Source organism: Mycobacterium sp., assembly GCF_019247615.1.
GTDB lineage: Bacteria > Actinomycetota > Actinomycetes > Mycobacteriales > Mycobacteriaceae > Mycobacterium.
On record NZ_JAFBAT010000273.1, the window covers coordinates 1 to 11,104 of the forward strand.

Annotated in this window: 10 protein-coding genes; 8 read left to right on the top strand and 2 right to left on the bottom strand. The window is 66.6% G+C overall.

The window, feature by feature from the left end; translation table 11 throughout:
* The 3 genes from JO059_RS19005 to JO059_RS19015 form a co-directional block, all read left to right on the top strand.
* Positions 1 to 715: enoyl-CoA hydratase (locus JO059_RS19005; RefSeq protein ID WP_293321524.1), on the top strand; the 715-nt coding region annotated here is incomplete at its 5' end.
* Positions 716 to 739: 24 nt separating this feature from the next.
* Positions 740 to 2,377, top strand: a complete 1,638-nt coding sequence (locus tag JO059_RS19010; protein WP_293321526.1) for an ABC-F family ATP-binding cassette domain-containing protein — start codon at positions 740 to 742, stop codon at positions 2,375 to 2,377.
* 104 nt (positions 2,378 to 2,481) lie between these two features.
* Positions 2,482 to 2,700, top strand: coding sequence for a helix-turn-helix domain-containing protein (locus tag JO059_RS19015; protein WP_293321528.1), 219 nt, complete (start codon positions 2,482 to 2,484; stop codon positions 2,698 to 2,700).
* A gap of 38 nt (positions 2,701 to 2,738) precedes the next feature.
* Here JO059_RS19015 and JO059_RS19020 read toward each other — a convergent pair whose 3' ends face one another.
* Together JO059_RS19020 and JO059_RS19025 are read right to left on the bottom strand one after the other, a co-directional pair.
* Entirely contained in the window at positions 2,739 to 3,329 is a 591-nt protein-coding gene (locus JO059_RS19020; protein ID WP_293321530.1) for a TetR/AcrR family transcriptional regulator, read from the bottom strand.
* 14 nt (positions 3,330 to 3,343) lie between these two features.
* Positions 3,344 to 6,169, bottom strand: a complete 2,826-nt coding sequence (locus JO059_RS19025) for an aconitate hydratase (RefSeq protein WP_293321532.1) — start codon at positions 6,167 to 6,169, stop codon at positions 3,344 to 3,346.
* A 217-nt stretch (positions 6,170 to 6,386) separates the two neighbouring features.
* Here JO059_RS19025 and JO059_RS19030 point away from each other — a divergent pair, with 217 nt between their 5' ends.
* The 5 genes from JO059_RS19030 to JO059_RS19050 form a co-directional block, all read left to right on the top strand.
* Entirely contained in the window at positions 6,387 to 6,929 is a 543-nt protein-coding gene (locus tag JO059_RS19030) for a DUF6676 family protein (RefSeq protein WP_293321534.1), read from the top strand.
* Positions 6,930 to 7,169: 240 nt separating this feature from the next.
* The gene (gene ripA / locus JO059_RS19035) at positions 7,170 to 8,612 is read left to right on the top strand and encodes an NlpC/P60 family peptidoglycan endopeptidase RipA (RefSeq protein ID WP_293321536.1); all 1,443 of its coding nucleotides are present in this window, start codon (positions 7,170 to 7,172) and stop codon (positions 8,610 to 8,612) included.
* A gap of 24 nt (positions 8,613 to 8,636) precedes the next feature.
* The gene (ripB, locus tag JO059_RS19040; RefSeq protein WP_293321538.1) at positions 8,637 to 9,374 is read left to right on the top strand and encodes an NlpC/P60 family peptidoglycan endopeptidase RipB; all 738 of its coding nucleotides are present in this window, start codon (positions 8,637 to 8,639) and stop codon (positions 9,372 to 9,374) included.
* 123 nt (positions 9,375 to 9,497) lie between these two features.
* On the top strand, positions 9,498 to 10,631 hold the full coding sequence (locus JO059_RS19045) for a MoxR family ATPase (RefSeq protein WP_293321540.1): 1,134 nt from the start codon (positions 9,498 to 9,500) through the stop codon (positions 10,629 to 10,631).
* The coding region (locus JO059_RS19050; protein ID WP_293321542.1) for a DUF58 domain-containing protein at positions 10,628 to 11,104 on the top strand (477 nt) is incomplete at its 3' end. The genes JO059_RS19045 and JO059_RS19050, both read left to right, overlap by 4 nt.

Here is an 11,104-nt window from a genome sequence, read left to right on the forward strand (position 1 = left end):
GGTGCCGCTCAAAGAGGCCCTCGAGAAGGTCACATACGACAATTCGGTCCGCGTCGTCGTGCTGACCGGCGCGGGGCGAGGGTTCTCCTCGGGCGCCGACCACAAGTCGGCCGGAACGGTTCCCAACGTCGAAGGGCTGACCCGTCCGACTTATGCGCTGCGCTCCATGGAGCTTCTCGACGACATCATTTTGACGCTGCGGCGGTTGCACCAACCCGTGATTGCCGCCGTCAACGGCCCCGCCATCGGAGGTGGACTGTGCCTCGCGCTGGCCGCCGACATCCGGGTGGCCTCGACCAGCGCTTACTTTCGCGCCGCCGGCATCAACAACGGGCTGACCGCCAGTGAGCTGGGTCTCAGCTACCTGCTGCCACGGGCCATCGGATCGTCGCGCGCGTTCGAGATCATGCTGACCGGTCGCGACGTCAGCGCCGAGGAAGCCGAGCGCATCGGGCTGGTGTCGTGCAAGGTGCCGGAGGGGCAACTGCTCGAAACCTGTTATGAGATCGCCGCGCGGATGGCGGCCTTCTCGCGGCCGGGAATCGAGTTGACCAAACGCACACTGTGGAGTGGACTGGACGCCGGTAGCCTGGAAGGGCATATGCAAGCCGAAGGCTTGGGACAGCTTTTCGTCCGTCTGCTCACCGCCAACTTCGAAGAAGCGGTTGCCGCGCGCACAGACCGCCGATCACCGGTGTTCACCGACGACAAGTGATTCAAAGACTCAGGGAGAGCGAATGTGATCACGGCCACGGACCTCGAGGTCCGCGCCGGCGCGCGCATTTTGCTCTCACCCGACGGCCCGGACCTGCGTGTGCAGCCCGGCGATCGCATCGGCTTGGTCGGCCGCAACGGCGCGGGCAAGACAACAACCCTGCGCATCCTCGCCGGCGAGACCGAACCCTACGCCGGATCGGTCGCCCGCACGGGCGAAATCGGTTATCTGCCACAGGATCCCAAAGAGGGTGATCTCGACGTGCTGGCGCGCGACCGAGTGCTGTCGGCTCGCGGATTGGATGTTTTGCTCACCGATCTGGAAAAGCAGCAGGCGCTGATGGCCGAGGTCGCCGACGACGACGCGCGGGACCGCGCGATCCGGCGTTACGGGCAACTGGAGGAGCGCTTCGTGGCACTGGGTGGCTACGGTGCCGAAAGCGAAGCCGGGCGCATCTGCGCGAGTCTCGGCCTGCCGGAACGGGTGCTGACCCAGAAGCTGCGCACGCTGTCCGGTGGGCAGCGTCGCCGGGTGGAACTCGCTCGCATTCTGTTCGCCGCCTCGGAAGGAGGGGCGGGGGCGTCGGGTTCGGGCACCACGCTGCTGCTTGACGAGCCGACCAATCACCTCGATGCCGATTCCCTTGGCTGGCTGCGAGATTTCCTGCGCACACACACCGGCGGGCTGGTGGTCATCAGCCACAACGTGGAGCTGATCGCAGATGTCGTCAACCGGGTGTGGTACCTCGATGCCGTGCGCGGCGAGATGGACGTCTACAACATGGGCTGGCAGAAATACCTGGACGCCCGGGCCACGGACGAGCAGCGCCGCCGGCGGGAACGCGCGAACGCCGAGCGCAAGGCCGCCGCGCTGCGCACCCAGGCCGCCAAGCTGGGTGCCAAGGCAACCAAAGCCGTTGCCGCCCAAAACATGCTCCGCCGTGCCGATCGGATGATCGCCGCACTCGACGAGGAACGCGTTGCCGAGAAGGTGGCCCGGATCAAGTTCCCCACCCCGGCAGCCTGCGGCCGTACCCCGCTGACGGCCAGGGGGCTCAGCAAGTCGTACGGGTCGCTGGAGGTGTTCAGCGGTGTCGATCTGGCCATCGACCGCGGCTCGCGCGTGGTCGTTCTAGGACTCAACGGGGCCGGCAAGACCACGCTGCTGCGGCTGCTGGCCGGCGTCGAGAATCCCGACACCGGAGCGCTGGCGCCCGGACACGGTCTGCGCGTCGGCTATTTCGCACAGGAGCACGACACGATCGACAGCGACGCGACGGTGTGGGAGAACATCCGGCACGCCGCACCGGAATCCGGCGAACAGGATCTGCGTGGCCTGCTCGGCGCGTTCATGTTCAGTGGTCCGCAGCTCGAGCAATCGGCCGGCACGCTGTCCGGCGGGGAGAAGACCCGGCTGGCCCTCGCGGGTTTGGTGGCGTCCACGGCCAACGTGTTGTTGCTCGACGAACCGACGAACAACCTCGATCCCGCGTCACGCGAACAGGTCCTCGACGCGCTGCGAAGTTATCGCGGCGCCGTGGTGCTCGTGACGCACGACCCCGGGGCGGCCGAGGCCCTCGACCCGCAACGCGTCGTGTTGCTGCCCGACGGTACCGAGGACTACTGGTCCGACGAATATCGGGACCTCATCGAATTGGCCTAGCCCTTCGGACAAGTGCCGCAGGCGATTTCGGCGAACCGCCCCGCGGCGGACGCCTGTGTTCTTACGCTATGAGCTTGAGATCGGACTCAAGCCTGGAGGGACCAGTGGCAAACGCAGCCGGAAAGTCGAAGAAGACGCGCGACCAGTTGTTGCACGAGCTGCGCAGTGCCTATGAGCGCGGAGCCAGTATCCGCAACCTGGCTGCCGCCACGGGCAGGTCGTACGGCTCGATCCACGGCATGCTGCTGGAGTCCGGCACCACACTTCGCGGCCGCGGCGGACCCAACCACACGTCGCGGCAACGCGAGCCCGCGCGAGGGTAGCGTCCCTGCGAAATCACCTCCCGGCATTCGGAGTGGTGTTACGGTCGCGCCCCAGAATCGCCAAAGTCATTGCGGCGCATCGAATTTTCCACCAGGTCGAGGACGGCGGCCAATCGCTGCGGATCCTCACCGGATGCCAGCCGTGCCACCAACCCGTCGAGAACCAGCTCGAGATAACACTGCAATACGTCGCCGGGAACGTCGTCGCGCACCCGGTGCGCCTCCTTCTGCCGGCGCAGCCGCTCGGTTGTCGCGGCCGCGAGCTCGGCGGAACGCTCCGCCCATCCGCGGCTGAACGCGGGATCGTTGCGCAGCTTGCGCGCGATCTCCAACCTGGTGGCCAGCCAGTCGAACTCGTCGGGGGCGGCGAGCATGTCGCGCATCACCTGGATGAGGCCTTCGCGGGATGCCACGTCGGCCATCCGCTCGGCGTCCTCGTGCGCGAGCGCGAAAAACAGTGCGTCCTTGTCCCGAAAGTGATGGAAGATCGCGCCACGCGACATCCCGACCGCCTTCTCCAGCCGGCGCACCGTCGCCTTGTCGTAGCCGTATTCCGCGAAGCAACGGCGAGCGCCGTCGAGGATCTGACGGCGGCGTGCCGCCAGATGGTCTTCACTGACTCTGGGCATGGCCGGTGTCGGAGTCAGCCCGCCCTGAGCATGTTGCGCAGCACGTACTGCAGGATGCCGCCGTTGCGGTAGTAGTCGGCCTCACCGGGGGTGTCGATGCGCACCACGGCGTCGAATTCAACAGCGTTTTCACCGTCGCCCCCGCCGGACTTACTGGCCTTCACGTGGACGGTCTTGGGCGTCTTGCCGTCGTTGAGGGCCTCGATGCCGGTGATGTCGAAGACCTCGGTGCCGTCCAGCCCCAGTGAGGACGCCGACTCGCCCTCGGGAAACTGCAGCGGGATGACGCCCATGCCGATCAGGTTGGAGCGGTGAATGCGTTCGAACGACTCCGCGATCACTGCCCGCACGCCCAACAGCCGGGTACCCTTGGCCGCCCAGTCCCGCGAGGAGCCCGACCCGTACTCCTTGCCGCCCAGCACCACCAGCGGAATGTCGTGTGCCGCATAATTTTGCGCCGCGTCGTAGATGAACGCCTGCGGCGCGTCATCCTGGGTGAAGTCGCGGGTGTAGCCACCCGATACGTCGTCCAGCAATTGATTGCGCAGCCGGATGTTGGCGAATGTGCCCCGGATCATCACCTCGTGGTTGCCCCGGCGCGAGCCGAAGGAGTTGTAGTCCTTGCGGTCCACACCGTGCTCGTCAAGGTATTGCGCCGCGGGGGTTCCCGGTTTGATGCTGCCGGCGGGGGAGATGTGATCGGTGGTCACCGAATCGCCGAGCAGTGCCAGCACCCGGGCGCCGCTGATGTCGCTGACCGGCTCCGGGTCGGCCGACATGCTCTCGAAGTAGGGCGGCTTGCGCACGTAGGTCGAATCCGGGTCCCACTCAAAGGTATTGCCGCTGGGCGTCGGCAGGTTCCGCCACCGCTCGTCGCCCTTGAACACATCGGCGTAGTTCTTGGTGAACATCTCCTGGCTGATCGCCGAGGCGATGGTGTCCGAGACGTCCTTCTGCGACGGCCAGATGTCTTTCAAGAAGACTTCCTTGCCCTCTTTATCAGTGCCCAGTGGCTGCTTTTCGAAGTCGAAGTCCATGGTGCCGGCCAGCGCATAGGCCACCACCAGCGGCGGCGATGCGAGGTAGTTCATCTTCACGTCGGGGTTGATCCGGCCCTCGAAGTTGCGGTTGCCCGAGAGCACCGCCGCCACCGAGAGGTCGTTGTCGTTGATCGCCTTCGAGATCTCGTCGGGCAGTGGGCCGGAGTTGCCGATGCACGTGGTGCAGCCGTAGCCGACGAGGTAAAAGCCCAGCTTCTCCAAATAGGGCCAGAGGCCGGCCTTTTCGTAGTAGTCGCTGACCACCTGGGAGCCCGGCGCCATAGACGTCTTCACCCAGGGCTTGGAGGTCAGGCCCTTCTCGACGGCGTTGCGCGCCAGCAGAGCCGCGCCCAGCATCACCTCGGGATTGGAGGTGTTGGTGCAGGACGTCACGGCCGCGATCACGACAGCGCCGTGGTCGAGCACGAACTCGCCGCGTTCGTCGGACTTCACGGTCACCGGGTTGCTCACCCGGCCCTTGGCGAACTCGGCGGCCGACTCCACCTTGGGTGCGTCGTCGGCATGTCCGTTTTCCAGCGCCCCCGGGTCGCTGGCGGGGAACGACTCGTCGACCGCCTCGTCGAGCTTGGAGTACTCCTTCTTGTCGGGGTCGTCGCCGACGTAGTCCGAGATTTGCTTGCGGAACGTGGCTTTCGCGTCCGACAAGGCGATGCGGTCCTGCGGGCGCTTGGGGCCGGCGATCGAGGGCACCACGTCGGACAGGTCGAGTTCGAGATACTCCGAGAACTTGGGCTCGTGCTCGGGGTCGTGCCACATGCCCTGTTCCTTCGCGTACGCCTCGACAAGGGCCAGCTGTTCGTCGGAGCGGCCGGTGAATCTCAGGTAGGAGATGGTTTCCTCGTCGATCGGGAAAATCGCTGCGGTGGAGCCGAATTCGGGGCTCATGTTGCCCAGTGTGGCGCGGTTGGCCAACGGCACCTCGGCCACGCCCTCGCCGTAGAACTCGACGAACTTGCCCACGACGCCGTGCTTGCGCAGCATCTCGGTCACGGTCAGCACGACGTCGGTGGCCGTGACTCCCGGCCGGATCTCGCCGGTCAGCTTGAAGCCGACGACCCGGGGGATCAGCATCGACACCGGCTGACCGAGCATCGCCGCCTCGGCCTCGATGCCGCCCACACCCCAGCCCAGGACGCCGAGGCCGTTGACCATCGTGGTGTGCGAGTCGGTGCCCACGCAGGTGTCGGGGTACGCCACGCCGTCGCGGGTCATGACCACGCTGGCGAGGTATTCGATATTGACCTGATGCACGATGCCGGTCCCGGGCGGCACCACCTTGAAGTCGTCGAAAGCGCCCTGGCCCCAGCGCAAGAACTGGTAGCGCTCACCGTTGCGCTGGTACTCGATCTCGACGTTGCGCTCGAACGCGTCGGCCCGGCCGAACAGGTCGGCGATCACCGAGTGGTCGATCACCAGGTCGGCGGGGGCCAGCGGGTTCACCTTGTCCGGGTTGCCGCCGAGCTCGCCGATGGCCTCCCGCATGGTGGCCAGGTCGACGATGCACGGCACGCCGGTGAAGTCCTGCATCACGACGCGGGCCGGCGTGTATTGGATCTCAATGCTGGGTTCTGCCTTGGGATCCCAGTTTGCGATGGCCTCGATGTGCTCTTTGGTGATGTTGCTGCCGTCCTCGTTGCGCAGCAGGTTCTCCGCGAGGACCTTCAGGCTGTAGGGAAGCTTCTCCGTGTTGGGGACGGTATCGAGGCGATAGATCTGGTAACTCTTGTCGCCGACCTTGAGGGTGTCGCGGGCTCCGAACGAGTTCACAGATTCAGTCACTTCAACTCCCGAGGATTTAGTTCTTCCGCCGACGGGCCGTGTCGGCGGCTTCAAACCGGCTTCAAAATGGCATTGCTACTTTAACAGTACGCTTGTCCTGTTATAGGGGGCGCCCCACGTTCAGTCTTGTCGCGAGCCGCGCGCGTTGAAAGCCCCCGCGGTCAAGTCGCGTACGGTGCCTGTAGCACTGGGACTACCAGAGGGCAGGAGAGGCGCAATGACCGGATACTCGTTCCTTCCCGTCTACATTCCGGTGGACGTCGACATGACCGCGGTCAAGGCTCAAGTGGCCGCCACCGGAGTCAGCGCAGCACCCGCGTCCGCACCCGGACTGCTCGATGTGGTCAACCAGGCCCACGCCAAGGGCATCAACCTCAAAATCGTGCTGCTCGACCACAACCCCCCGAACGACACGCCGTTGCGCGACATCTCCACGGTGGTCGGCGCCGACTACCACGACGCCACCGTCCTGACCCTGAGCCCGAACTTCGTCGGCACCTACAGCACACAGTTCCCGCGGGTCACACTCGAGGCCGGCGAGGACCACGCCAAGACGGGCAACCCCGTCGTTTCGGCACAACACTTTCTGACCGAGTTGAGCACACCCGAATTCCCCTGGACCGGCTTGACCATCTTCCTCTTGGTCGGGGTGCTCGCGGCCGCCGTCGCGACCCGGTTCCTGCAGGTCCGCAGCAAGCGCCCAGCAACCTCGACCGGTGCCGCGCACGGAGAGCCCGAGGAGCTCGGTACGGGGACTTAACCACGCGCATCGGGTTGGCCCCTTCATCCCGGGCAAGCGCCCGAGATTCGTCGCAGCAACCACCGCAGGTCACCGTTAGATCACAGTAAACGCACGCCAAGAGTGCAGTTTCTCGTCGGCGTTTGCGCGGCGTCCGATGTGACGTACGGTGCAAATGATGCTTGTGTTGTCTTTGGTGCCTATGCGGGAAATGTGCCTGGCGCCGCCCGTCCGCGTTGAGCCATAGGAGACCTGAGTCGAATGAGACGTGCACTCTGGGGCTCGTCTGCGCGACCGGCCGCAAGGCTGGTCCGGCCGGTCGTACCGTCGGTTCTGGGCGTCGTGCTGCTGTTGTGCACTACCGGTCCCGCGCACGGCGACAGCACCACCGACCGGTTGGCCGCGCTGATCGCCAACGTCGCCAAGGCCAACCAGCGCCTGGACGACATGAGCGCCGAGATCCAGGCGGAGCAGGAGAGCGTCAACAAGGCCCTGGTCGACGTGGAGGCCGCGCGGGATAACGCGGTGGCCGCACAGCACGACGTGGAGGCGAGCCAGCAGGCGGTCATGGACGCCAACGCGGCGATCGCAGCCGCTCAACGCCGGTTCGACACCTTCGCGGCCGCGACCTATATGAACGGCCCGTCGGGCGGCTACCTGACCGCGACCAGTCCAGAAGAGATCATCGCCACCGCAACCGCGTCGCGGACGCTGACCGCGAGTTCCCAGGCGGTGATGGACAAGCTGCGACTCGCCCGCACGGAGCAGGTGAACAGGGAATCGGCGGCGCGGCTGGCCAAGCAGAAGGCGGACAAGGCCGCCGCCGACGCGAAGGCCAGCCAGGACGCCGCCGTCGCGGCACTGACCGACTCCAAGCGCAAGTTCGACGAACAGCGCCAAGAGGTCGCACGCCTGGGCGCCGAACGCGACGAGGCAGCGGCCAAACTCGAACAGGCCCAACTCGAGGCCGCAACCCAATGGTCAGCTGGCAAAGGCGGACCCGGCGCCCCGCCGACGGGCGATCGGTGGGATCCGGGCTCCCCGGCCGCCGCGCCGTCTGCCGGAGGCCGGCGCTGGGAAGGCGTTTGGGATCCGACGCTGCCGGCGGTGCCGAGCGCAAACGTCCCCGGTGACCCGATCGCCGTGATCAACCAGGTACTGGGCATTTCCGCGACCTCCACCCAGGTCACCGCGGGCATGGGGCGCAACTTCCTGCAACAGCTGGGCATCCTCAAGCCCGAGGACACCGGCATCACCAACCCGGCGCCCGGCCGGCCTTCCCGGATCCCACGGGTCTACGGGCGGCAGGCCACCGAATACGTGATCCGGCGCGGCATGTCGCAGATCGGGGTGCCCTACTCGTGGGGTGGCGGCAATGCCGCGGGACCGAGCAAGGGCATCGACTCCGGGGCGAACATCACCGGCTTCGACTGTTCGGGCCTCGTCCTGTACTCCTTCGCCGGAGTCGGCATCAAGCTGCCGCACTATTCCGGATCGCAGTACAACCTGGGCCGCAAGATTCCGTCCGCGGAGATGCGCCGCGGTGACGTCATCTTCTACGGCCCGGGCGGCAGCCAGCACGTCACGATCTACCTCGGCGACGGCCAGATGCTCGAGGCTCCAGATATCGGTTTGAAGGTCCGTGTTGCGCCCGTGCGCACCAGCGGCATGACGCCGTATGTGGTCCGTTACATCGATTGGTGACGAATGAGTATCAGACGAGTAATGATGCGCCGCAAGGGACTTCGACTGGTCGGCCTGGTTGTCAAGCTGGGCGCGATCATCGCGGTGGTCACCGGGTTGACCTTGTCGGTGGCCGGCCCCGTCTCGGCCGACCCCGGGCAATGGGATCCCACCCTGCCGCCCACGATCAGCGCCGGCGCCCCCGGGGATCCGCTCGCCGTCGCCAACGCCTCGCTGCAGGCCACCGCCCAGGCCACCCAGACCACGCTGGACCTGGGCAAGCAGTTCCTCGGCGGGCTCGGGATCAACCTCGGCGGCGCCCCGGCAGCCGCCGCCGATCCCGGCAACACCAGCCCCAGCCGGATCCCGCGGGCCAACGGCCGTCAGGCCATCGAATACGTGATTAAACGCGCCGGGTCACAGATGGGGGTCCCGTACTCGTGGGGCGGCGGCTCGTTGCAAGGTCCCAGCAAGGGCGTCGGCGACGGCGCCAACATCACCGGCTTCGACTGCTCCGGCCTGATGCGGTACGCGTTCGCCGGGGTCGGCGTGCTGATCCCGCGGTTCTCGGGCGACCAGTACAACTTCGGTCGGCACATCCCCCAAGACCAGGCCAGGCGCGGCGACCTCATCTTCTATGGGCCAAACGGCAGCCAGCACGTCACCATGTACCTGGGCAACGGCCAGATGCTGGAGGCGTCCAGCCTCGCCGGCAAAGTCACCGTCAGCCCGGTCCGCACGCCCGGCATGACGCCGTTCCTGACTAGGATCATCGAATACTGATCCAGCCGTGCCGCGCCGCAGGGTTTCCGCGACATCGACGGATTTCGGCAGGCCTGGAATAGTTGGACCCGGGCACGTCGCTGCCCGGCAGTCGTGTCCGATTGAGCGTTGGAGGGTTTCTCGATGACATCAGCAGGTGGGCCGCCCCCGGGCGCCGGCAGTTACTCGGGCCCGGGTGGGCAGTCCGGCCCACCCGCCCACGAAGGCCCTTCGGGCGGGGGCGGCAATGGGCTGGCCGCCGAGGTGCACACCCTGGAGCGGGCCATCTTCGAGGTCAAGCGGATCATCGTCGGCCAGGACCAGCTCGTTGAGCGGATGCTGGTCGGCCTGCTCTCGAAGGGCCACGTTCTGCTCGAGGGTGTTCCCGGGGTGGCCAAGACGTTGGCCGTCGAAACCTTCGCGCGGGTGGTCGGTGGGACGTTCGCGCGCATCCAGTTCACCCCCGACCTGGTGCCCACCGACATCATCGGCACCCGCATCTACCGGCAGGGCAAGGAAGAGTTCGACACCGAACTGGGCCCCGTGGTGGTCAACTTCCTGCTCGCCGACGAGATCAACCGCGCGCCGGCGAAGGTGCAATCGGCGCTGCTGGAGGTCATGCAGGAACGCCACGTGTCGATCGGCGGCAAGACCTTCGCGCTGCCCAACCCGTTCCTGGTGATGGCGACGCAGAACCCGATCGAGCACGAGGGTGTCTACCCGCTGCCCGAGGCCCAGCGCGACCGCTTCCTGTTCAAGATCAACGTCGGCTACCCGTCACCGGAAGAGGAACGGGAGATCATCTACCGCATGGGTGTGCGGCCCCCGGTGCCCAAGCAGATCTTGAACACCGGCGACCTGCTTCGGCTGCAGGACATCGCGTCCAACGTCTTCGTCCACCACGCCCTCGTCGACTACGTGGTGCGCGTCGTCATGGCCACCCGCTACCCCGAGCAGCTGGGGATGAACGACGTCAAGACGTGGATCTCGTTCGGCGCGTCCCCGCGCGCGTCGCTCGGCATCATCGCCGGCGCCCGCTCGCTGGCGCTGGTGCGGGGCCGCGACTATGTGATCCCGCAAGACGTGGTGGAGGTCATTCCCGACGTGCTGCGGCACCGCCTGGTGCTCACCTATGACGCGCTCGCCGACGAGATCTCGCCGGAGATCGTCATCAACCGGGTCCTGCAGACCGTCGCCCTGCCACAGGTGAATGCCGTTCCGCAGCAAGGTCATTCGGTACCGCCGGTGATGCAGACCGTAGCGGCCAGCGGTCGGTGACGGATGCAAATCCGGCCGCGGCAAAGCGCCCGGTCAACCACCCGCCGTCGTTCGAGCGTGGGCAGATCGACGACCCGAAGCTCTCGGCGGCGCTGCGAACGCTCGAGCTCACGGTCAAGCGCAAGCTCGACGGGGTCCTGCACGGCGATCACCTCGGCCTGATCCCGGGGCCTGGCACGGAGCCGGGGGAGTCGCGCGAGTATCAGCCGGGCGACGATGTGCGTCGCATGGACTGGGCCGTCACCGCCCGCACAACTCATCCGCACGTCAGGCAGATGATCGCCGACCGTGAGCTGGAGACCTGGATGGTGGTCGACATGTCGGCCAGCCTGGACTTCGGCACGACCGTCTGCGAGAAGCGCGACCTCGCGGTGGCGGCCGCGGCCGCGATCACGTACCTCAACAGCGGCGGCGGCAACCGGCTCGGCGCGATCGTCGCCACCGGGGCGACCATAACTCGCGTGCCGGCCCGC

Coding starts and splice junctions, on each gene's coding strand:
- ripA (WP_293321536.1), top strand. CDS start 7,170: ATGAGACGTGCACTCTGGGGCTCGTCTGCGCGACCGGCCGCAAGGCTG.
- JO059_RS19045 (WP_293321540.1), top strand. CDS start 9,498: ATGACATCAGCAGGTGGGCCGCCCCCGGGCGCCGGCAGTTACTCGGGC.
- ripB (WP_293321538.1), top strand. CDS start 8,637: ATGCGCCGCAAGGGACTTCGACTGGTCGGCCTGGTTGTCAAGCTGGGC.
- JO059_RS19020 (WP_293321530.1), bottom strand. CDS start 3,329: ATGCCCAGAGTCAGTGAAGACCATCTGGCGGCACGCCGCCGTCAGATC.
- JO059_RS19030 (WP_293321534.1), top strand. CDS start 6,387: ATGACCGGATACTCGTTCCTTCCCGTCTACATTCCGGTGGACGTCGAC.